This is a genomic window from Halomonas colorata (assembly GCF_014897985.1).
GTDB lineage: Bacteria > Pseudomonadota > Gammaproteobacteria > Pseudomonadales > Halomonadaceae > Vreelandella > Vreelandella colorata.
The window spans coordinates 59727-82190 of the sequence record NZ_JABUZA010000016.1 but is presented as its reverse complement, the minus strand read 5'-3'; the positions used below and the strand labels follow the sequence as shown (position 1 = coordinate 82190).

Annotated in this window: 22 protein-coding genes; 12 read left to right on the top strand and 10 right to left on the bottom strand. The window is 55.8% G+C overall.

The features are described from left to right. Positions 1–61 precede the first annotated feature (61 nt). Positions 62–1225, bottom strand: coding sequence for a type I restriction endonuclease (locus INT33_RS10260; protein ID WP_226940151.1), 1164 nt, complete (start codon positions 1223–1225; stop codon positions 62–64). 115 nt (positions 1226–1340) lie between these two features. Further along, the gene (locus INT33_RS10255) at positions 1341–2378 is read right to left on the bottom strand and encodes a PDDEXK nuclease domain-containing protein (protein WP_193091826.1); all 1038 of its coding nucleotides are present in this window, start codon (positions 2376–2378) and stop codon (positions 1341–1343) included. A gap of 246 nt (positions 2379–2624) precedes the next feature. Between INT33_RS10255 and INT33_RS10250 the strand changes: the two genes are divergently transcribed. Then, positions 2625–3500, top strand: a complete 876-nt coding sequence (locus INT33_RS10250; RefSeq protein WP_193091825.1) for a pirin family protein — start codon at positions 2625–2627, stop codon at positions 3498–3500. Positions 3501–3511: 11 nt separating this feature from the next. On the opposite strand, the gene INT33_RS10245 is transcribed toward INT33_RS10250, so the two are convergent. Continuing rightward, entirely contained in the window at positions 3512–4123 is a 612-nt protein-coding gene (locus INT33_RS10245) for a DNA-3-methyladenine glycosylase family protein (protein ID WP_193091824.1), read from the bottom strand. Between the two features lie 207 nt (positions 4124–4330). Here INT33_RS10245 and INT33_RS10240 point away from each other — a divergent pair, with 207 nt between their 5' ends. Both INT33_RS10240 and INT33_RS10235 read left to right on the top strand, forming a co-directional pair. Beyond that, positions 4331–5533, top strand: coding sequence for an MFS transporter (locus INT33_RS10240; protein ID WP_192536807.1), 1203 nt, complete (start codon positions 4331–4333; stop codon positions 5531–5533). A gap of 69 nt (positions 5534–5602) precedes the next feature. After that, on the top strand, positions 5603–5854 hold the full coding sequence (locus INT33_RS10235; RefSeq protein ID WP_192536808.1) for a hypothetical protein: 252 nt from the start codon (positions 5603–5605) through the stop codon (positions 5852–5854). A 73-nt stretch (positions 5855–5927) separates the two neighbouring features. Here INT33_RS10235 and INT33_RS10230 read toward each other — a convergent pair whose 3' ends face one another. Next, a complete protein-coding gene (locus INT33_RS10230; RefSeq protein WP_193091823.1) occupies positions 5928–6623 on the bottom strand; it encodes an extensin-like domain-containing protein in 696 nt (231 codons plus the stop codon). A 180-nt stretch (positions 6624–6803) separates the two neighbouring features. Here INT33_RS10230 and gmk point away from each other — a divergent pair, with 180 nt between their 5' ends. The 4 genes from gmk (at position 6804) to INT33_RS10210 (ending at position 10509) form a co-directional block, all read left to right on the top strand. Beyond that, positions 6804–7418: a guanylate kinase gene (gene gmk, locus INT33_RS10225; RefSeq protein WP_018918466.1), complete on the top strand. Its 615-nt coding sequence runs from the start codon at positions 6804–6806 to the stop codon at positions 7416–7418. Between the two features lie 107 nt (positions 7419–7525). After that, entirely contained in the window at positions 7526–7786 is a 261-nt protein-coding gene (gene rpoZ / locus INT33_RS10220; protein ID WP_018918467.1) for a DNA-directed RNA polymerase subunit omega, read from the top strand. 25 nt (positions 7787–7811) lie between these two features. Continuing rightward, positions 7812–9947, top strand: coding sequence for a RelA/SpoT family protein (locus INT33_RS10215; protein WP_018918468.1), 2136 nt, complete (start codon positions 7812–7814; stop codon positions 9945–9947). Positions 9948–10119: 172 nt separating this feature from the next. Further along, positions 10120–10509: a RidA family protein gene (locus INT33_RS10210; RefSeq protein WP_192536810.1), complete on the top strand. Its 390-nt coding sequence runs from the start codon at positions 10120–10122 to the stop codon at positions 10507–10509. A 111-nt stretch (positions 10510–10620) separates the two neighbouring features. On the opposite strand, the gene INT33_RS10205 is transcribed toward INT33_RS10210, so the two are convergent. Then, positions 10621–11502 (bottom strand): SDR family oxidoreductase, encoded by an 882-nt coding sequence (locus tag INT33_RS10205; protein WP_018918470.1) that lies wholly within the window; start codon positions 11500–11502, stop codon positions 10621–10623. 153 nt (positions 11503–11655) lie between these two features. On the opposite strand from INT33_RS10205, the gene INT33_RS10200 reads away from it, so the two are divergent. Both INT33_RS10200 and recG read left to right on the top strand, forming a co-directional pair. Then, positions 11656–12585, top strand: a complete 930-nt coding sequence (locus INT33_RS10200) for a hydrogen peroxide-inducible genes activator (RefSeq protein ID WP_193091822.1) — start codon at positions 11656–11658, stop codon at positions 12583–12585. Continuing rightward, positions 12582–14660 carry an ATP-dependent DNA helicase RecG gene (gene recG, locus INT33_RS10195; protein WP_193091821.1) on the top strand — a complete coding sequence of 693 codons (2079 nt, stop codon included), beginning with the start codon at positions 12582–12584 and terminating at the stop codon, positions 14658–14660. Before INT33_RS10200 ends, recG begins: the two co-directional genes overlap by 4 nt. A 17-nt stretch (positions 14661–14677) precedes the next feature. On the opposite strand, the gene yccS is transcribed toward recG, so the two are convergent. The 5 genes from yccS to INT33_RS10170 form a co-directional block, all read right to left on the bottom strand. Then, positions 14678–16900, bottom strand: coding sequence for a YccS family putative transporter (gene yccS / locus INT33_RS10190; RefSeq protein ID WP_192536812.1), 2223 nt, complete (start codon positions 16898–16900; stop codon positions 14678–14680). A gap of 90 nt (positions 16901–16990) precedes the next feature. Continuing rightward, positions 16991–17998: an MDR family NADP-dependent oxidoreductase gene (locus tag INT33_RS10185; protein ID WP_192536813.1), complete on the bottom strand. Its 1008-nt coding sequence runs from the start codon at positions 17996–17998 to the stop codon at positions 16991–16993. A gap of 170 nt (positions 17999–18168) precedes the next feature. Beyond that, complete coding sequence (locus INT33_RS10180; protein ID WP_192536814.1) at positions 18169–18525, bottom strand: hypothetical protein; 357 nt, start codon at positions 18523–18525, stop codon at positions 18169–18171. Continuing rightward, the gene (locus INT33_RS10175; protein WP_018918476.1) at positions 18525–18797 is read right to left on the bottom strand and encodes an HU family DNA-binding protein; all 273 of its coding nucleotides are present in this window, start codon (positions 18795–18797) and stop codon (positions 18525–18527) included. The genes INT33_RS10180 and INT33_RS10175 overlap by 1 nt, the downstream gene beginning before the upstream one ends. Before the next feature lie 105 nt (positions 18798–18902). Further along, positions 18903–20096 (bottom strand): NAD(P)/FAD-dependent oxidoreductase, encoded by a 1194-nt coding sequence (locus INT33_RS10170; RefSeq protein ID WP_192536815.1) that lies wholly within the window; start codon positions 20094–20096, stop codon positions 18903–18905. An 86-nt stretch (positions 20097–20182) separates the two neighbouring features. On the opposite strand from INT33_RS10170, the gene INT33_RS10165 reads away from it, so the two are divergent. The 3 genes from INT33_RS10165 to phoB all read left to right on the top strand — a co-directional run bounded on the left by INT33_RS10165 (position 20183) and on the right by phoB (position 22464). After that, on the top strand, positions 20183–20740 hold the full coding sequence (locus tag INT33_RS10165) for a chorismate--pyruvate lyase family protein (RefSeq protein ID WP_192536816.1): 558 nt from the start codon (positions 20183–20185) through the stop codon (positions 20738–20740). A 35-nt stretch (positions 20741–20775) separates the two neighbouring features. Then, complete coding sequence (gene ubiA, locus INT33_RS10160) at positions 20776–21666, top strand: 4-hydroxybenzoate octaprenyltransferase (protein ID WP_193091820.1); 891 nt, start codon at positions 20776–20778, stop codon at positions 21664–21666. 108 nt (positions 21667–21774) lie between these two features. After that, the gene (gene phoB, locus INT33_RS10155; RefSeq protein ID WP_018918480.1) at positions 21775–22464 is read left to right on the top strand and encodes a phosphate regulon transcriptional regulator PhoB; all 690 of its coding nucleotides are present in this window, start codon (positions 21775–21777) and stop codon (positions 22462–22464) included.

Below are 22464 nucleotides of genomic sequence, written 5' to 3'. Positions count from 1 at the left end.
CCGCCATCGCCAGAGCCACAAAAAAGGGATCCTCAGATGAGAATCCCTTTATGATCAAAAACTATGGGACAGCAATGCCTTTAAAGTGCCTTTCTTCATCAGCAGGCCATGCAATGGTTCGCCCGGCAAGCTCCCAGGCGCCTACTATCGGTGGCTCAATGCTTAGGCCTTTGCTGTAGCGCTCGGCTTGGTCAATCTTACCCGCTACATTGGCGTTCTCTTTTTTAGCTTCGACCACGGCAATAGGCGTTAAGCCGCAAAACAGCACGTAGTCTGCCCGGTCTTTTTGGCCATTGGTTTGATGGGCTGACGGCGTGGGCCATTCGGCAATGGCTCGATAAGTGCCCTTTTCGGGGCGAGCACCTTTTTGATAAGTAATCTCTTGGCTGTCCGCTTCCCAGCCCGCTTCATTCAACTGCTGGTCGATCAGTATGCGTGTTAGCTCTTCGCTAAGGGCCAAGGTGTTGCTGGCAGCTTTGGTTCTGCTAGCTACCTGCTGGCGCTGTTGGCTTACGCTACTATCGCCCTGCGCGGTGAGCTGAGTTTGCAGTGCGCGGATTTTGGCTTCGTAAGCTTGCTGCTGCTGGATTAATGCCTGTTCGTGGCTTTGCGCCTGAGCTGCCAGAGCACGGGACTCTTCATCCATGGCCAAAGCCAGCGCCTCAAACTCCTGCTTCTCTTGCTCGACCAACTGACTAAGCTGCTGGCTACTGTCCAGCGCTTTATTAGCGTGTTGAAGCTCATGGCGAAGCTTTTCAATATCGCCCTGGAGCTGGCGCAGCTGTGCGCTGGGGTCGGCGGGCGGTACAAAAGGGCCGGGCTTGAAGGCGGTGCCTGCCTTGCCAAGTGAGCGGTGGAACCAGATAGCCAGTTCGCGGGCTAGCTTCAGGCCATCCATAGCTTCTTTGTGGCGTGTGCGAAATTGGTGAGTGGCTTTGTTGCCCTCTATGCGTAGTGTATGGAATAGCTCTTTTACTTGAGGTTCCAAGTGCAGCTCGCGGTTTAAGCGATAGAGCAGGTCTGTTTGGCTGGTTTGCTCGTCAAACGTTACACCGGCTACGGCGGCCAAATGTTGTGCAAGCGCTTCCCCTAACTGGCGCAGCTTGATCAAGGTAGTGTTAGGGTCGCTAACGAAGGCGTATTCGGCGGCAGTGACCAGTTCTACAAACAGCGCATCGTGCTCAGCTAAAAAGCCAAAATTGGTGGGAGGATTGGGCGATGTCATTACATTTACTCTCCACGTCTTTGCAAATTGGCTTTGTCGCGAATGCTTCATCAAAACCCATACTAATGAAATAGGGTGTGCTTAGCTAAGTCTACTTTTGGGGGTGTGCTATCGATCACTCATCGCCCAGCTCAAGTTGCTCCACTGCCTTCGCCCGCTCACGCTCCAGCTCACGTTTGAGCTCTTCCTCGGAAGGCAAATACGGCAGATACTTCGCCGCAAACAGCTGCTTCTGGTCAGCGAGTACTGAGTACTTCACCACGGCTTCGCTTTTTTCACTGCATAGCACCAAGCCGATGGTGGGGTTGTCATCGCTGCCTTTGCGCTGTTCATCATATAGGCGCACGTAGGTATCCATCTGGCCGATATCCTGATGCTTTAGCTTGCCGAGCTTCAGGTCCACCAGTAAAAAGCACTTCAGTTTGAAGTTGTAAAACACTAGATCAATATAGAAATCTTCGTCTTCAAAGCGGATGCGCTGCTGGCGCTCCACAAAGGCAAAGCCTTTGCCTAGTTCCAGTAAAAACTGCTGCAGGTTGCTGATAATCGCCTGCTCTAGCTGACTTTCCTGATAGGTTTTATCCTGCAGGTTGAGGAAATCCAGGATGTAAGGGTCGCGCAGGTAGTCCTTGGCGGTTTCCGCCAGCGGCTGGGTGTTTGCCTTTGCTTCCTGTTCTACCAGCGCCTTATCCTGACTGGCTAGCAGGCGCTCGTAGTAGAGGGCGCTAATCTGGCGCTCTAAAGCTCTCGCGCTCCAGCTTTGATTGATCGCTTCTTGCAAATACCAGTCGCGGGCTTGAGCATTTTCCACCCGCAACAGGGTGCGGTAGTGGGTCCAGCTCAATTCGGTACGCACTGCGTTCCGTTTTGGATAGTTTTGATAAAACTGGCGCATATTACGTAGGTTGCGCACATCAAAGCCCTTACCCAGCCGCTCGGTAAGCTGTTGCGAAAGCTGCTGTAGCTGCTGCTTGCCGTATTCCGCACGGCTGCTGCCTTGCTGCTCATGCTCGATAATCAAGCGGCCTATTTCCCAGTAGCTTTGCACCATGGCTGTGTTGACGGCTTGGCGCACCTGTCCGCGTGCTTGTTCTATCTGCTGGGTAATTGCGCTAACAAGGTCGCTAAAGGCCGCTGGGTTCTGCTCAGTCATAGGCTTAACCTCAGGCGTAATAAAAGATGGCAACTAGGTCGGCCTCAACAATAGCAAATTTTACCTGTGAAAATATAAGCGTAAGCCGCCGCTAAACTGACCGCTTGAAGAAGACATCAGTCGTTAAGCATTAGCTGATACGTAGTTAAGCACTCATCAATTTCCTAGAACGATCCAAAGAAAACTATTCGCTCCTTATCCTTTGGCTTAGGTTTTAAGCTAAAGGTAATCGTTAAGGAGTATTTTATGTCGGACTCATCCGTTAACTCAGCTCGCCGCGTTATCGCCCTGCACCCGGCCCACCGCGATGATATCGGTGATTTAACCACTCGGCGGCCCCTGCCTGCGCGTCAGCTTGAGCAGCTTGACCCCTTTCTGTTTCTGAATCACCACGGCCCGCAGGTTTACCCGGCCAATAATCAAGGCTTGCCGTTTGGACCGCACCCACACCGCGGCTTCGAGACGGTGACGTTTATTCTGGAAGGCTCGCTTGCCCATGCCGATAGCGCTAAGCACCAGAGCGTGATTCATAAAGGCGGTGTGCAGTGGATGACCGCGGGCAGCGGTATTGTGCATGCGGAAATTTCGCCGCCTGAGTTTTTGCGTGAGGGTGGCCCGCTGGAAATTCTGCAGCTGTGGATCAATCTGCCCTCGCGCCTGAAAATGAGCGAGCCGCGCTATGTGGGCTTACAGCAGGATTCAATCCCGGCGATTACGCTGCTGGGCGGCGCTGAGCTGAACCTGATTGCCGGGGAGTGGGGCGATACGCGCGGCCCTGTCGAGACGTTGACCAACGTGTTTATGTCGACACTTAAGCTGCCTGCCGGGTCGCGCGAGCAGTTGCCCGTTGCCTCAGGGCGGCAGGTGTTTCTGTATATCGTGAATGGCGACGTTACGGTGAGTGGTGAGCCTGCCAAGCCTCACCAACTGGTCGAGCTGGACCGGGATGGCGAGAGCATTGTGATTGAAGCCGCAAGCGACGCTCAGCTGCTGTTTGGTCATGGTGATGTAATCGACGAGCCGGTCTACTCCCACGGGCCGTTTGTGATGAATACCCATGATGAGATCGTTCAGGCTGTCGAGGACTACCAGGCCGGAAAATTTGGTGGGCTGAGCGCTTAGTGGCTTTCGCCTTAAACCGGTTCGCCGCGATAGTAGTGCCACAGAAACAGCGAGCCCACGCTGCGCCAGGGCGCCCAGTGTTCCGTAAGATTTCGCGCCTGCTTGGGTGTGGGTTTGTCGTCAAGGCCTTTTAGGCGGCCTAATGCTACGCGCAGGGCGAGGTCGTCGGCGGGGAAGATGTCCGGGCGTTTGAGCGAGAACATCAGGTAGATTTCCGCACTCCAGCGCCCAAAACCGCGCAGTTGAGTAATCGTGGCAATCACGTCTTCATCGCTTAGATGTTCAAGCCCGTCGGCACTGAAGGTGCCGGCAAGCTCTGCTTCGGCAAGCCCCTTGGCGTACTCGATTTTGCGCCACGAGAGACCCGCATCGCGTAGTGCCTGACCTTCGGTGTCGATGACCGCCTTGGCGTGCAGCTCGGGCAGTAGGGTATTCACCCGGCCCATAATCGCGCGGGCTGCTTCGGTGGAGAGCTGCTGGCTAACGATGGTGGAGAAGAACGTCGCAAAGCCTTTATCACGCACGCGTGGTGAAGGCGCACCCACCAGCGGAAGGGCACGAGCTATATCCGGGTCAGCCTTGGCTAACGCCTGCATGGCGTGTTCGATTGTTTCAGGGGTCATAAACGGCCTTCCTTATGTAGAACATCGATAGGCGTTGGTGTTTATTAAGCCTTCAAACCTGGGCGTGCTTCAATGGCTAGCTTGTTAAAGTGAAATATTCGCCTGCTAATATTTTGCTGAACATATTTATACTTTCGTCTAGTCTTGCGATCATTATCTGTTAGCCATTAGCAAGAGCAGCACGCCAGGCGTGCGTTGGGAGAAAAAATGCAAGAGTCGACCCAGGGGCTGGCGCGTAATCCGCGTCTGGCCGAATTTGCCTTGGCGCTAGGTGGATTTGGTATCGGCACCAGTGAATTTGTGATCATGGGGCTGATGAACCGCGTCGCGGGGGATCTGGCGGTCAGTGTGCCGCAAGTCGGCTATGCGATCAGCAGCTATGCGCTGGGCGTTGTGGTGGGGGCGCCGCTGATTTCCGCCCTGGCCGCGCGCGTGCCCAAGCGGGCGCTACTGATTGTTTTGATGCTGGTATTTGCTGTGGGCAATATTGCCAGTGCCATGGCGCCGGGGTTCTGGTCGTTTGTGGGGCTGCGCTTTATCGCGGGCCTGCCGCATGGCGCTTACTTTGGTGTGGCCGCGCTGGTTGCTGCGGGAGCCGTGCCGGTTGATCAGCGCGCCCGGGCCATTTCACGGGTCATGCTGGGCTTGACGACGGCTATCTTGATTGGCGCACCGCTGGGCACCTGGGCGGGAAATCAGTTTGGCTGGCAGATCGCCTTTGTGGGTGTAGGCGTCATTGCCTTGCTGACGGCTATGTTGATTCGGCTATGGGTACCTTTACAACCCTTCGATGCGCTGGCAAGCCCATTGCGTGAGCTGTCGGCGCTGGTGAAACAGCGTGTGCTGGTGACGGTTGCGATTGCCTGCGTAGGCTGTGGCGGCATGTTCTCGATTTTCAGCTACGTGATGCCGACATTGACGCAGCAGGCGGGCATGAGCGAGGCACTGGGGCCGCTGGTGCTGGTGATTTTCGGCATTGGATCGATTATCGGTAACCTGGTCGGCGGGCGCATGGCCGACAGAAACCTGATGCGTGCTATTCCGCGCATTCTGATCTGGTGCGCCGTTATTCAGGGCGGGTACTACTTTGCCGCCGATTACGTCTGGTCAGGACTCTTGTTTGTCGGCCTGGTGGGCACCTGTATGGCGCTTGCCCCGTCACTGCAAACCCGGTTAATGGATGTGGCGGGCAATGCTCAGACCATGGCGGCTTCGCTTAACCATGCAGCGTTCAACGGTGCTAATGCTTTGGGTGCCTGGCTTGCCGGGCTTGTGATCAGCGCAGGCTTTGACTGGTCGAGCACGGGGCCGGTCGGCACTGGTCTGGCACTCTGTGGACTGGCTATTTTCTTCTTCGGAAAATGGCTTGAAAAACGTAGCCCTGAGCCAGTGGCCGCCCACGCCCGGTAGCGCGAAAGTGGCAAAATAGCCTAATCGTCTCTAATGTGTATAGGGTGGAACCCATAAGGAGGTGACCCCATGCATACTCAAATGACGAAAAAATCGCGTATCTTGACCCTCAGTGCTATCGCCGCATTAACGCTAGGCTTAGCAGGCTGCGGTACGACCACCGGTGAACGTGCGGCCAGCGGCGCAGGTGTTGGCGCGGCGGTAGGCGCCGGGGCGGCAGCGGCAACCGGCGGCAGCATCGGTCAGGGTGCGGTGATCGGCGGCGGCGTTGGCGCGGCAACCGGTGCCGCGACCGACCGAGAAGATATCAGCCTGGATTAAGCGCTATATTCAGCACCGGCTATGACGCAATCAGTATTCAGCCACGTTGCGATAGATGTTAACGAGCTAGATGTTAACGACATAGCCTGAAGCCGCGCATGCCCATATGAAAATGATCGGCGTGCGCGGCGTTATAATCAGGGCCTAATACGTTACCAAACGTGCCGCAAGCGCCATCCCGCGCTGCCCGTAAAAACTCTCCAACGCTTCCTTCATCATCCCAGTGTTTAATCAGCGTAATGCGCTGTCCATTCTCGAATCGAAAGCCGATGACATCCAGCGCTTCAGCTGTCGCGTGTTCGCTGCGCCGGGCGTTTTCTCGGTGATAGATATTACGGCAGGCGAAGCTGCCCACGTGATCAACCTGGCGAACAGGGCTGCCCATTATCTCCTGGGCCGCAGGCTGTAACTCATGGCGTTCATACATCACCCAGGCAAGGGCCAGCGGGCAGGTGGCAACAAAGCTTTGGTTAAACCGTACGCTGCTGGACTGCATACGCACAATATTGGTGAGCGGGCAGCTTGCCGTGGGCGCGTAATCGGCAAGGGGTGTATAGCTAAGTTCGCCATCGGGCACGGTATTCAGCGCGGCCAGGCAGGCTTCTCTGTCACCGCTTAAACGTTTAATTTTCAGCTGAGTGATAGGAGTGATTGGGTCATCGACATAGAGAGGAGCCCACGGCGCCCAGTGGCGAGGGATTTCAATAATGCCTTTCTGTACGGCTACCCCAATGGCAATCAGCAATAATATAAACAGCGTGCTGCGCATCTAACCTCCTTGTGTATTCACGCAAACGCTACAGTCCACGCGGTGGGTGTGCGATACTGCGCACCTTTATAAACTTGTTGCTGGGCTACGTGTTTCGCCCACTATGTTTTTTAAGCCGTGTTTTTTAAACTAAGTTTTTTTAAACCATGTTTTCTTTTTCGCTAACTAGGGAAGCGCTTAATGTCCCAAGGTACGCTTTTTATTGTTTCGGCGCCGTCAGGTGCGGGCAAAACCAGCTTGGTTCGTGAGCTGATTGAAAGTCTTGATGGCATTCAGGTCTCGGTATCGCACACTACGCGTGCTAAGCGTGAGGGTGAGGTGGATGGTGTGAATTACCATTTCATCGACGTGCCGGATTTTGAGGCGATGATTAAGCGTGGCGATTTCTTTGAGTATGCCAAAGTCTTCGATAATTACTACGGCACGTCGCGCAAGGCAGCGCAAACGCTGCTGGAGGCGGGTCAGGATGTGATCTTGGAAATCGATTGGCAGGGCGCGCAGCAGGTACGCGAGCAAATGCCGAATGCGGTATCTATTTTTATTCTGCCTCCGTCGCGCGATGAATTGGAGCGCCGCTTGGCGAGTCGCGGTACCGACGAGCACGCGGTGATCGCGCGGCGTATGCGCGATGCGGTTAGCGAAATGTCACACTTTAACGAGTATGATTATCTGGTGATTAACGATGACTTCACCACGGCGCTTCAGGAACTGCAGTCGTTGGTGATCAGCCGTCGTCTAACGCTCGCCACTGTCAGCGAGCGGCACGCCCCGCTACTCGATGCACTCTTGTCATAAGCGCCTAGCGTCGAGTAATCTATAAGGTCCTATCATCACATTTTTCGCTGGGTCGGTGACGTTATCCAACAACGTCGGCCCGGCGTTGTCATTACAGGAAGGCCCCCATGGCTCGCGTAACTGTTGAAGATTGTCTGGAAAATGTCGAAAACCGCTTCAAGCTGGTGATGATTTCCACCCAGCGTGCTCGTCAGCTGGCCCGCGGTTCGCGCGATGCCCAACTGGCCTGGGAAAATGACAAGCCCACCGTAATGGCACTGCGTGAAATTGCCGCAGGTCTTGTCGATCACACCGTACTCGACGAGCCGGTTGAAGCACCTGTTCGCGCGCGCCCTGCTATGGCGCCCAGCGCTCAGATCGACGACTAAGGCTGAACGGATAGGGGCGCGGTAAATGTTCACCATTGATGACCTGGCCGATCGACTCGGCGGCTACTTACCCTCGGACGAGATCCAGCAGGTCAAACGCGCCTTTTACTACGCCGAGCAGGCCCATGACGGCCAGCGTCGGCGTTCAGGCGAGCCCTACGTTACCCACCCGCTGGCGGTCGCCAATATTCTGGCCAATATGCACATGGACCATCAAAGCCTGATGGCGGCCATGCTGCATGATGTCATCGAAGATACCGGCGTTTCCAAGAAAGCCCTGGCGGCCCAGTTTGGCAAGCCCGTGGCGGAGCTTGTCGATGGCGTTTCCAAGCTGACTCAAATCACTTTTGAAGATAAAGCCGTGGCTCAAGCGGAAAATTTTCAGAAGATGGTGTTGGCAATGTCGCGGGATATTCGCGTCATTATCGTCAAGCTTGCCGACCGGCTGCATAACATGCGCACCCTCGGCGCGCTCAGGCCGGATAAAAAACGCCGCATTGCCCGTGAAACGCTGGAGATATATGCGCGTATTGCTGGCCGGCTGGGTATTAATACGATCCGCATCGAGCTTGAAGATCTCTCCTTTCAGGCGATCCACCCCATGCGCTCAGAGCGCATCAAGCGGGCCGTAGCCAACGCGCGTGGCCATCGGCGCAGCGCCATGCGTGAAATTCAGGCATCGCTACAGCAAAGCCTGGATGACGAAGTGCTTCAAGGCACGGTGGTGGGACGGCAAAAGCATCTGCTGTCGATCTATAAGAAGATGCGCGACCAGCGTAAGCCGTTTGCAGAAATCATGGACGTGTTCGGGTTCCGTATCATTACCGAGGACGTAGCCAGCTGCTATCGTATCCTGGGCGTGGTGCATAACCTGTATAAGCCGGTACCGGGGCGCTTTAAAGACTATATTGCCATCCCCAAGGCCAACGGCTATCAAAGTCTGCATACTACGCTGTTTGGCCCGCGCGGCATGCCGATCGAAGTCCAGATCCGCACCCGAGAGATGGAGGCCATGGCTAATAACGGCATCGCTGCCCACTGGCTTTATAAAGCAGGGCAAACGACCCATCCGATTGCCGAAGGCAGCCACGCCCGCGCCCGCGCCTGGGTCAAGGGGCTTCTGGAAATGCAGCGCCATGCGGGTAACTCGTTGGAATTTATCGAACACGTCAAAAACGACCTGTTCCCCGATGATATCTACGTGTTTACCCCCAAGGGCGACATCATGGAGCTGCCTCAGGGCGCGACGGTGATCGACTTTGCCTACAGCGTGCATACCGATATCGGCAATAACTGTATTGCCTGCCGTATCGACCGTCACTTGGCGCCGCTTTCAACGCGCCTGGAAAGCGGTCAGACGCTTGAGATCATTACCGCGCCCGGCGCACGCCCTAACCTTGCCTGGCTGAGTTTTGTATCCACCGCGAAGGCGCGCTCGGCGATTCGTCATGCCCTGAAGCATCAGCAGCAGACTGAAGCGATTACCCTGGGCCGTCGATTGCTTAATAAGGCGCTCACACCCTTTGAAACCAGCCTGGAAGAGCTTGATGAGAATCTGCTCAAGCTGGCGTTTAAAGAGTTGGATGTGGCCTCCCAGGATGCGCTTCTAGAGTCGCTGGGATTAGGCAACCGTATGGCGCATGTAGTGGCCAGACGATTAGTCGATATCGCTCATGGCGGGCGTCACGATGCTAATTTTGCCGCGGTTGATAGCGGCAAAGCCGTATTGATCAGCGGCGGTGAAGGCATGGTGATCAACTTTGCGCGCTGTTGCCATCCGCTACCCGGTGACCCGGTGCTTGGGCATCTTTCCATGGGCAAGGGGCTTGTCGTTCACCGCGCCGAGTGCCGCAATCTTATTGAACATAAAAACGACCCGGACAAGCTGTTCACGCTGGAGTGGTCTGAAACCATTGATGAAGACTTTCCGGTGGCGCTGCGAATTGAAATTGAAAGCCGGCGTGGCCTTGTGGCCGAGCTTGCTGGCCTTGTCACCGATGCCGACGCCAATATTGAGCGCATCGGTATCGAAGAGCGCGATGCGCGTCTCTCTACGGTCAATCTAACCCTGTCTGTGAAAGGTCGCGTTCATCTTGCGCGCATTATAAAGCGTATCCGTAACTTGCCTAATGTAAGCAAAATTACGCGTATGACCAATTAAAGCCGTAATACCAGTTTGGCTGAATCGTTATTGTGCATCGGCCATGCCGTGCTATGGCGGCGAGTCTTCATATTCTAATAAAAACGTTAGATAAATAAGCTAGTTAGATAATTAACGCTAAATAACTATTAATGTTAAAACTAATGTTAAGAACTCAGGAGCGAGACATCGTATGAGCAACAAAGCTGTTATTAATACCGATAAAGCCCCCGCCGCGATTGGTCCATACTCGCAGGCCATTAAAGCCGGTAATACGGTCTATCTTTCTGGTCAGATTCCGCTGGACCCGACCACCATGGAGCTGGTGTCCGAGGATTTTGAAGCGCAGGCGCGTCAGGTGTTTGCCAACCTGAAAGCGGTATGCGAAGAGGCGATGGGATCGCTTAGCGATGTGGTTAAACTGAATTTGTATCTGGTCGATCTGGATAACTTCGCCATCGTCAATAAAGTGATGGAAGAGTTCTTCTCCTCACCGTTTCCGGCCCGCGCCGCGGTGGGTGTGAAAGCGCTTCCCAAAGGCAGCCAGGTAGAAGCCGAAGCCGTTATGGTTATCGGTGATTAATACGCCGTAAAAAACCGGCCAGAAGCAATGGTTAGCGTCTGGCCGGTGTGTATCTAACGTTTACTTATCCAGCGTTTATGTATCTTTCACGCTGCTGTGCGCTTGTAGTGCTCAGGCTTTCTGAGGCTTTAAAAAGCCGCCCTCTTTAAGTATTTGTGCATATCCTTCACGGTAGCTTGGGTAGCTAAACTGGTAGCCGGTTTCGAGAATACGCTGGTTATCGCACCGCTTGCTGGCCCGACGGCGCAGCGGCGACTGCATGGTATCGGTAGATTCCACCTTGAGCTGCTTACCAATCCAGGCCATCACGTTATGCATGGTGACCGGCTCGCAGTCGCTACCCAGGTACAGGTTCGCAAGCGGCTGGCCGCTTTCCTGAATGCGGATCAAGTGGGCCAGAATACCGGTACAGTCATCCCGGTGAATGCGGTTGGAGTAGATAACCGGCGTAACGGCGGCGATACGGCCTTCCGCTACCTGATGAATCAAGCGATCACGGCCTGGGCCATAGATACCTGAAAAGCGCACAACGGTGCCGGGTAGCGGGTGATCAAACAGCATCTGTTCGGCTTCACACATCAGCATGCCGGAGAAGCTGGTGGGGCCAGTGGGGCTCTCCTCGTTGACCTCTTCGCCTTCCTGCTGGCCATACACGCTGGTCGACGATACGAAGAAGACGCGGCGCGGCGGCTTTTCGTGCTGCTCCATCACGCTCAGCACTCGCTTCAGGCCTTCTGGGTAGGCACTTTGATAAGCGCTTTCTTCAAAGCGGTCGGCGCTTACGCTATAAATTACGTAGTCTGCCTGGGGAAGTGCAGATGCGTTGGTTTCATCAAGTTCGTTAAGGTCAAGCGCCAGGGGCTCAATGCCTGTGCCTTTTAATGCCGCTGTTTTACGACGTACGCCAATGACGCGATGTCCCTCATCAATTAACTCGCGCCCTAAGGTAATGCCAAGATCACCACAACCGATAATCAGTACAGTTAGCTTCACCTTATCCACTCCTTTTGATAAAAATTCCCTATTGGATACAAAGTCCCTGCGAGATATGACATCGTCAGCAGGGTTTGCTTATCCTTTTCCGTCCCGCTGACTGCCATGATGTTAGTCACGAGCTGCTACGAGAGGATGCCCACTGGCGCCGTTATGACTTTAACAGAACTTCGCTACATCGTAACCCTTGCCCAAGAGCGCCACTTCGGTCGTGCGGCTGAACGCTGCCATGTATCGCAGCCAACGCTTTCTGTGGCGGTGAAAAAACTTGAAGAGGAGCTGGATATACCGCTGTTTGAGCGCTCCAAGTCCACGATTCAGGTAACCCCACTTGGCGAGAAGATCATCGCTCAGGCCCAGCGTGTGCTGGAGCAAAGCCGGTTGATTTATGAAATGGCCAGTGCCGGTAAAGATCAGCTATCGAATCCGCTACGCATCGGGGCTATTTACACCATCGGCCCGTATTTATTTCCGCACCTGATTCCCGCACTTGCCAACATTGCGCCGCAAATGCCGCTGTATATTGAAGAAGGTATGACCGGAACGTTACGTGCTAAGCTAAAAAACGGTGAGTTGGATGTCATTATTGTGGCGCTACCGTTTACTGAAACCGATATTGTGACCAAGCCTATTTACGAAGAGCAGTTTGAAGTATTGATACCGGCAAATCATCGCTGGGTTGAGCGCGAGGCTATTCGTAAAGAGGAGTTGCTGGAAGAGCGCCTGCTGCTGTTGGGGGAAGGCCACTGCTTTAGGGACCAGATTCTTGAAGCGTGTCCGGCGATTACCCAAAAGCTCAATAACCCGAATAACACCTTGATTGCCGAGGGCGGGTCGCTGGAAACCATTCGCCATATGGTGGCGTCACGGCTAGGGATTACCGTATTGCCGCAGTCAGCATTAGGAACCGATCAATATGAAAATGCCATGCTTGAGAGCCGGCCCTTCGTCGACCCAGCCCCTTCACGGACGGTGGCGATCGCCTGGCGGGCCAGCTTCCCGCGCCCTAAAGCGATCGACGCCCTAGTGAATGCCATCAGCCAGTGCCAACAGCCTGCCCAAAAGCGTAAAGCGCACTCATGAGCGATCTTAACGGGCCCGTTACTGCGCTCAAAGGCGTCGGTGAAGCGTTAGCGCTCAAGCTTTCGCGGTTGGGCATTGAACACGTTAGTGATCTGCTTTTCCACCTGCCGCTGCGCTACCAGGACCGTACCCGGCTAACGCCGATCGGCCTGCTACGCGCCGGCCAGGAAGCCGTGATCGAAGGTGAGGTGACCGCCTCGGATGTCGTCAAGGGGCGGCGTCGAAGTTTGTTGATACGCCTGCGCGACGGCAGCGGTATTTTAAGCCTGCGTTTTTTTCACTTTTCGCCTGCTCAACAGCAGCAGTTACGCCCGGGCGTTTCGGTACGTGCGTTTGGTGAAGCGCGGGCCGGGGCCACCGGGCTTGAAATTTATCACCCCGAGTATCGCTTGAATACGGCGGGTGAAACGCCGGTCGATGAGTATTTTACCCCGATCTACCCCACCACCGAAGGCTTGAACCAAGCCCGCTTGCGGGCATTGACGCAGCAGGCGCTTGGCTTACTGGATAGCGCGCCTAAAGCGCTGCCCGATGTTATCCCTGATGCGCTGCGCCAGCGCTTTCACCTGCCGGGGCTCCACGCCTGCCTGCATTTACTGCATCAGCCCCCGCCTGATGTTGATATTGATAAGCTTTCCAGCGGCCAGCATTCCGCCACGCGCCGCCTAGCGCTGGAAGAGCTTTTAGCGCATCAGCTTAGCCTGCGAGAAGTTCGCCTGCGTATCCAGGCCGACGGCGCGCCGGAGCTGCCTTCTGGGCGTGGCCTGCAGGCGCGCTTTTTAGCCCAGCTGCCGTTTGCCCTAACGGGTGCCCAGCAGCGCGTGCTTGAGGAAATCACGCTGGATTTAAGCCGTCCAGCGCCCATGCTACGCCTGGTGCAGGGCGATGTGGGGTCGGGAAAAACCGTGGTGGCCGCCATGGCCGCGCTGGCCGCGCTTTCCGGCAATTGTCAGGCTGCCATCATGGCGCCTACCGAAATCCTCGCAGAGCAGCACTACCGGGCGTTTAAAGCCTGGTTTGAACCACTAGGCATCGAAGTCGCTTGGCTTGCAGGCAAACTGAAGGGCAAAACTCGCCTGGACGCTAAGGCCGCGATTGCCGATGGCCGTGCGCGCATGGTGGTCGGCACCCACGCGCTGTTCCAGGATGACGTGCATTTTCAGTGCCTGGGGCTGGCGATTATCGATGAACAGCACCGCTTTGGTGTCCACCAGCGCTTGGCGCTGCGCGAAAAAGGCGAAGCGGGCGGGCTAACCCCGCACCAGCTGATCATGACCGCTACACCCATCCCGCGTACGCTTGCCATGAGCGCCTATGCGGACCTGGATGTTTCGGTCATCGATGAGCTTCCGCCAGGGCGTACCCCGGTTAAAACCGTGGTGGTAGCGGATGAGCGTCGCCCCGAAGTCGTCGAGCGGATTCGCAATGCCTGCAGCGAGGGCCGCCAGGCTTATTGGGTATGTACGCTGATTGATGAGTCCGAAGCGCTGCAGTGCCAGGCCGCGGAAGTCACCAGCCAGGAATTGACGCAAGCGCTGCCCGAGCTTGCCATCGGCCTGATTCATGGGCGTATGAAGGCCAGTGAAAAAACCGAAGTGATGACCGCCTTTAAAGAGGGTGAGCTGGATCTGCTGGTCGCCACCACGGTGATTGAAGTGGGGGTGGATGTACCTAATGCCAGCCTGATGATTATTGAAAACCCTGAACGCTTGGGGCTTTCCCAACTACATCAGCTGCGCGGACGTGTCGGCCGGGGAAGTACGGAAAGCTTCTGCGTACTGCTTTATCACCCGCCGCTTTCCAAAAGCTCCCGCGAGCGCCTGAGCGTCATGCGTGAAACCACCGATGGTTTCCGTATTGCGGAAAAGGATCTGGAAATTCGCGGCCCGGGTGAGGTGCTGGGCACCCGGCAGACCGGCCTTGCGCAAATGAAGATTGCCGACCTGGAACGCGATGCCGACCTGTTGGAGCGCGTGACCTCCTTGGCCTCCGAGCTGCAAAGCGAGCCGCATATTACCGCGGTACTGGTGCGGCGCTGGCTAGGCGAGGCCGCAGGACGCTACGGGCAGGTGTAGCGGCCTGCGGTGAAGTCTTATACCTTGACGCTAGCGCTGTTGGCATCTTCGATAGCGGCTGGCGTGCTGGTCAAGCGGTTAGCCGCTTCGCCTAGAGGCACCAGCTGTTCGGCAATCAGGCGTAGCTGGCTTTGAATGGGCCGATACAGCGTCAGCGCTTTCTCTTCCCCCTCTTCCCGGTGAACGCTCTGCTCGTTTAGCTGCGCGAGTAGCTCGCTTGCCTGCTCATCCAGCGGGGCGATGAACTGGCGTTTATCCAACTGTTCGGACAGTTGCCCCAGCAGTTCGCTGATACGCTTGGCAGAAGGCATCGATGCCGCGTCTTCCTCATCTTCCGCCAGGCGATGGCGGTGGGCGCCCAGCGCTGAGAGGTGGCTCAACAGCGTATTGGAAAGCACCAGAAAGCGCAGTCCATTGTCGGCATCCTGCTTACGGTAGTGTCCCGGCTCATGAAGCATATTGGTCAGCAGCGTAGAGAGCGCGGCATCGGCGTTATGGGCATTACGCCGGGCCAGGCGATAAGCCAAATCATCCTGCTTGCCCTCTTCATACTGATGAACAATTTCATCCAGATAGCGGCGGTGATTGGTAATCGCCTTTGCGGCTTCACGGTAGAGCCGACGGCCCTGCCAGTCGGGCAGAATGAAAAACACCGCAAGCCCTGCAATCAGCGAGCCAATCAAGGTATCAAACAAGCGCGGCCAGATAAGATCAAAGCCGTCGCCCACCTGATTAAAGCTGCACAGCACCAGCAAGGTGATGGAAGCTGTCGCCACGACATAACGTTTTTCCCGGTTGGCAAAAAAGGTGACACCGGCGGCCACCGCAATCACGCTCTGCACGCTTGGCTGGGGGAACAGGCTGATCGACACCCAGCCTGCCGTAAGGCCCAGCACCGTGCCCAAAATACGTTGGGAAAGAAAGCGCCGCGTCGTGGCGAAGTTAGGTCGACATACAAACAGGGTCGTCAGCAAGATCCAGAAGCCCTGCTCGGGGTCCAGCCACTGAAGCAAACCGTAGCCCACCATCAGCGCGGTTGTCAGGCGTACCGCATGACGAAAGGTGGGAGAGCCAAGCGTAAAGTTGAGCTGTACTCGCTTCCACGCTTCCAGCAGGCTGGAAGGCGAGCGATCATAAAGTGCGCTATCGCGACGGTCATCAGTGGTGTCCGGGTTATGCGCACTGGCAATCTGCGCTTCAAGCGTGGCAAGGTTACTGGCGAGTGCGTTAAGCGGATGCAGCAGGGCACGCCATTCGGGCTTGCCGCGTTCGCTTAAATTATCGATGGAGGCTCTCAGGTCAGCAAGCGCCTGTTCGCTCTGCTGGTGATCAAAGGGCCGGTTAAGCAGTAGTGATTTGGCCAACTGACGGCAGGCGCGCCCCTGCTGATCTAACAGCCGCTGGCAGCGAAACAGCACATCGTGGTGGAAAAACGCCTCGGTGAGCGCGCTATAAGGGTAGTGGGTCGAGCTTGCCCGCTCATGAATGTCCTGGGCAATAAAGTAGATGCGCAGATAGCGGTTAAGTTTTTGACTGCCGCGCTGGCCTTCCAGGCGACGAAAAATCATCTCTTTGGCCTGATTGAGCGCATCCACCACTTTGCCATTCTGGCGCGCCAGGGCCACTCGGCGAGCCTCGACATCGACGCCGCGTACCGGCTCAAACAGAGCCGATTTGAGTATTAAGAACTCGCCTAGCGCTTTATAGACTCGTGCCATGCTTTGTTTGACGGGCTGACGGGAAAAAAGCGCACACCAGATAACCGAAATAACCCCGTACCAGGCGGCGCCTGCTAAGAGCAGCAGCTGGCGAGACGCCACGTCGGCATCCACGCCGCCATGCTGCTCAATATTGATCATTGAGTAGATCGATAAAATCAGCGTGCCGGAGGCAATCGTGGCGTACCGCTGACCGATAGCGCCCAACATGATCAGAGTGAACGTGGAGGTTCCCAGCCCTAGTGCAAATAGCCATGGCCAAGGGAAAAGCCACTGCACGATAAATGAGGCCAAGGTAAAACATATCAGCGTGACCAGCAGCGCCTGTAAGCGGCCCTGCCAGCTGTCATCGGTTTCGGAAAGGGCACAGGCGATAATTCCCAGGAAAAGCGGAATAACCAACGCTACATCGCCCATTATGCCGCTAAACAGTAGCGCTGCGCTGAACGCGATAAAAACGCGCAGACTATAAGCAAACTTATCGAGGGTCCAAAGACGCCGAAGCGGCAGTGAAATAGGCATAGATGCTCTTGTTGTGGGTCGATGTTAGACTTTAGTATAAACGCTAAGCTTGGGTCGTTGCTATGGCTTGTGGCTTAACTTGGCGTGCGCCTAAGGCATTTCGACGACCCGTTTACCTAAATTATCCCCATTGAGTAAACCAATCAGCGCTGGCGCAACGCTATCCAGCCCGCCGGAAATTTTATCGAGCTTCCACGCGAGGCGTTTTTGAACGACTAACGGCTGCATAAATTGTTGAAAGGCATCCCAGTAACGCAAGTAGTCGGGCACGACAAAAGGATGAACCGCGACGTTTTTTTGCCTTAGCTGTGCAAAGTTATCAGGGCTTTTACGCGGATTACGGGTCTGATACTGGCTTACTAACCCACACAGCACAATGCGTCCGTTAGTAGCCATTGATTCAATCGCTGTCGTGAAGGCGCGCCCCCCGATATTTTCAAAGTTAAGCGTAATTCCAAAAGGCGCCGCGTCATGTAGCTGCTCGATATAATCCGGGCTGCGATGATTGAGTACGCTCTTAAATCCTTTGTCATGCAGCCAGGCGCGCTTGTCGGCCCGCCCGGCCGTGACGATGACGTTTGCCCCTTGGTGCTGGGCAAGCTGCGCCGCGATAGAACCCACCGCGCCTGCGGCGGCGCTGACCAGTACGCTATCTTGAGCAGTAGGCTGCCCCAAGCGCTGCATACCCACCCAGGCGGTAAATCCCGTCATTCCCAGCGGATGCAGGTAGGCTTCTGGATCGCTACCCTCCGGAACAGGGGTTAGCTGCTGCCCGTCAGAAGCAACGATCTCCTGCATGGGAAGGTGACCTACGACGAAATCGCCGCGCTTGAAAGAAGGCCCGTTGCTGGCAATTACTTCGGCCAACGTCCAGCCGGACAACGGGCTGCCGACGGCCCAGCGCTCGATATAGTCGTACCCGGCTGGCTGCATACGTGTACGCATATACGGATCAACGCTGATATAGCGGGGTTTTAACAGTAACCGTGGTGTTTTGGGCAGGCTAATCAATGTCTTTTGGATATGCTCAGGGCGTAGTTTGCCGGTAGGCAAGTGTGCAAGCTTTAAGCCTATCGTGGTTACTATGGATGCGGTCATGGCTATCCGGTTATCGAATTAACAGTGTTAACGTTACCGCGAATAAAAGCCCAAGGCGTATTTAAGGCGTGTTTAAAAAGTCGTGCTCATAACATTATGACGGGGAGATGATAGGCAAAGAGAGCAGGGGCCCGCCACCCAAGGGTGGCGGGTAACCGCTAGAAGTAGCGCTACAAGTACTTCAGCAGCTTTTGCAGCTTGTTCATATCGGCGGAGTCACCGACAAGGCGTACCTCGCCGTTGAGCATTCCGTCGAGGAAGGCCTGCTGCGTTGGTTTCCTGAGGATACGTAACGCGGCGTCTTGATCGCGAAAGCGTAGCTCAAGATCCAGATCGACCGGCAAGCCTTTACCTGAAGTGATGCCTTTTGGCGTCATTCGGTAGTAACGGGCGACGGTTAAGTCTTCCGTGGCAATACCCCAGTCTAGGCCGCGCATTCGTTCAAGCTGTTCACGAAAGCGCGGCTTGCGGCGCAGGGCGCGTTTGAGCATAAAGCTCAGCAGCCACAGCGTCAGCTTGAGCTTCATTAGGAAACGGCGTCCTTAAGCGCTTTGCCCGGCTTGAAAGCAACGTTTTTGCTTGCCGGAATCTGTAGAGGAGCGCCTGTTTGTGGGTTTTTACCGGTGCGCGCTGCACGCTCACGAACAGTAAAGGTACCAAAACCGATCAAAGCCACATCTTCGCCTTTCGCGACGCTGTTGGTGATTTCATCCAGAATGACGTTCAGGACCTGGCCTGCTTTGTCTTTGGAGAGATCGGCACTTTCAGCGATGGCAGCAGCGAGTTCAGGTTTGCGCATAAGGAATTCCCCTCATTAAAATTAAGTATGAAGTGTAGCGGTGTTATTAAAAACGCCACCCAGGCTGGGTTAGCTTATCTAGCCTAGTCGTGAACGCGGTGAAAATCAGCCCAGTAGCGCAGGTGCGGCTCTGGAAAGCTCCACTTTCCGTCTCACGCAGCCCCCTGTCAACGCAAAACCGACTAAATTCCCGTCTTTATCTTCGCCAAGCGCGCTCATGTCGCTCCCTTCGCCCTCAATTCGCCAGCGTTCGGGTGGGATAAGCGGCGGGTAGGCTACCACCGGCAATAGCGGTGTTTTAACGATAACGGGCCAGGCGCCGAAGCTTACCGGGGTTGGCGTGCCGGAAAGCGTTGCCGCCAGCGCCTTGGCGCAGGCCTGTAGCGGCTGGACATACATGGCGTTGATGCTGTCGATACAGGCAACGTCACCCAGGGCATAGATATGTGGATTCGAGGTACGCAGGTGACGGTCTACCTGAATACCCTGGTCAGAGACGGCAAGCCCTGCTGTTTTGGCTAACCCCGTTCTTGGGGCAAGGCCGGTGGCCAGTAAGACAATATCAGCGTTGATGACCGCGTCATTATCCAGTGTCAGCTTGACGCTGCTGTCCTCGCCGATGTCGATATCCTTCAGCGTGCGGCCAAGCGCCAACTGGATACCTGCTTCGCCAAAGGCTTCGCCCAGCGCAACGCCGAGCGGTTCAGGCAGTAGTCTGGGCAGCGGAGTGGTTTCCGGCGCAATCAGGCTTATCTGATGGCCGCTCGCGTGCAGGTCATTGGCGAATTCGCAGCCCACCAGACCCGCGCCGATAATGGCAATGCGCGCAGGCCGCTCATGCAGAGCGGTGTAAAATCGACGGTAGTCATCCAGATCGTTAATAACAAAAAAGTGCTGGGACACACTTGCTGGAATGGCAAACGGTGCCCGGGGCTCGGCACCGGTGGCAAGTACCAGGGCATCGTAGCTCAGCGTTTGTCCATTGCTAAGCCAAAGCGTTTGGGTGTCTGCAGATACCTGCTCTACCGGGGTAGAGGCCATGACCTGGATATTCAGCTCTTCAGCAAGGTCGGTGGCTGACTGCCTCGCCAGCTGGTCGGGTTTGAGCCCTTTCGCAAATCCGGTCGAGAGAAGCGGTTTGCTGTAATCATCGCCGCTGTCGGCACTGATCAGCGTGATGCTGCGCTGATCGCCCAGACGGCGTAACGCTCGGGCAAGCCCAATGCCTGCCATTCCCGTGCCGATAATGATCAGCTCGGCGTGGGCGCTGGTGGAATCAACCGTATGTGATGCAGGCATGCCATCCCCAAATAGTCAGTGCAACAAAAGCCAATAAGACCACCATGTTACACTACCCGCTCTGTTTTTTTGACCAGGAGTACTCGGTGGCGACTTCCTCTTTTCGGCAAGCACACGCTTTCCCTGTTTGGCAGCCCGTGGCCGCGCTGCGCCCTACCATGAGTGCTTCGTGGTGGCAGTGGGTGGCTTCTACTGATTCGTTAACCGCCCGCCTGACGGCAGCAGGGAGTGAAAGGCCATTTCGTGTGCGCCTTTTACGCCAAGGCGTCGGCATGCCCCAGCCAGACGAAGCCCAGGCCTTGGGGCTCGCGTTACGTCATTATGCCTGGCTACGTGAGGTGGCACTTTGCGTGGGCGATACGCCCTGGGTAGTGGCTCGCTCGGTGGCGCCTCTGACGCAGTTAAAGGGGCAGCATCTGGAGAAACTGGGCGAGCGCTCGCTGGGCAGCTGGCTATTTCGTCAGCCTGATTTGATCCGCGGCCCGCTTGAGGCCACCGTCTGTGTTCCACGCTTTGCTTACCCAACGGATGCCGAGAGCCTTTGGGGGCGGCGCTCCGTATTTCAGCACGCCGGGCTTTCACTGCTCGTGCAGGAGTACTTTTTATCCTCTATGGCTAATGATCTTCGCCTGCCTTCGCGGTAGGCTTGCTCGGCATCTCTTCTTTTCGTGAGGTAAGCATGGATCGTTCTTTGTTGCGGCCAACCGGGTGGGCGCGATTGGCAGATTTTTTACACTTGATGCGGCTGGACCGCCCCATTGGTACTTGGCTATTGATGTGGCCGACCCTGTGGGCGCTCTGGGTGGCGGCGGAAGGTGTGCCGGGCCGTAACGTACTGCTTATTTTTGTGGCGGGTGTATATGTAATGCGCGCTGCGGGGTGTGTGGTGAACGATTATGCCGACCGGCATTTTGATGGCCACGTAAAGCGCACCAAAAATCGCCCGCTGGCAACCGGACGTATCAGTGAAACCGAAGCCCAGCTGCTGTTTATCGGCCTAGTGGCGGTCGCGTTTATTTTAGTGCTGCTCACCAACTGGTTTACGGTGCTCTTATCGCTGGGCGGGGTCGTACTGGCGTTTATTTATCCGTTTATGAAGCGCTACACCCACTTTCCTCAGGTGGTGCTCGGGGCGGCTTTTTCCTGGGCGATCCCCATGGCGTTTGGCGCCGTATTAGGGCATGTACCGCTAGATGCCTGGCTACTGTTTTTTGCCAACGTGCTGTGGACGGTGGCCTACGATACTCAGTACGCCATGGTTGATCGTGATGATGATTTGAAAATCGGCATTAAATCAACGGCAGTGCTTTTTGGTGACGCAGATCGTCTGATCATTGGCTTGTTGCAGATCGCCACGCTCGCGCTTTTGGCCTGGGTCGGCGTGCGCGTCGGGTTAGGCGGCTTTTTCTGGCTGGGGCTTGCCGGCATGGGGGCGACGTTTATCCATCAGCAGCGCCTGATTCGCCATCGTGAGCGTGACCCGTGCTTTCAGGCATTTTTGAATAACCACTGGGCGGGGCTGCTCATTTTTGCAGGCATTGCGCTTAGCGAATGGCCGGTTGTGGGCTAAGCCTGCTCAGCGCGATTAATGCTTGTCATATAAGTGTCATCAAGTCATGGTGTTATTGTCACTGAGATGTCATTGAATTTCCTTCTTTGAACACCGTGAGGCCCTGGGATGACCGCCAAGACCGTTTTGATTGTCGATGATGAAGCGTCTATCCGCGAGATGATCGCCGTAGCGCTGGAAATGGCGGACTATCGCGTGCTTGAAGCGGATAACGCCCAGGATGCCCACGCGCTGGTGGTAGACCACCAGCCCGACTTGCTACTGCTTGATTGGATGATGCCGGGCACCAGCGGTATTGAGCTGGCAAGACGCCTAAAGCGTGAAGAAGCGACGGCTGAACTGCCCATTATTATGCTCACCGCCAAAGGCGAAGAGGATAATAAGATTCAGGGGCTTGAGTCGGGGGCGGATGATTACATTACCAAACCTTTTTCACCGCGCGAGCTGGTCGCACGCCTGAAAGCCGTACTGCGTCGCGCCACGCCACGCGGCGTGGAAGACCCGATCGAAATCAATGGCCTGCTGCTGGATCCGGTTAGCCACCGCGTAAGCGCTCACGGTAAGGCGCTTGAAATGGGGCCTACCGAATACCGCCTGCTGCAGTTCTTTATGACCCACCAGGAGCGGGCTTACACACGCAGCCAACTGCTCGATCAGGTGTGGGGCGGCAATGTCTACGTTGAGGAGCGCACCGTGGATGTCCATATACGGCGCTTGCGTAAAGCATTGGGCGAAGTGCATCAGAACCTGATCCAGACGGTACGGGGTACCGGTTATCGCTTCTCTGCCCGGGTGTAA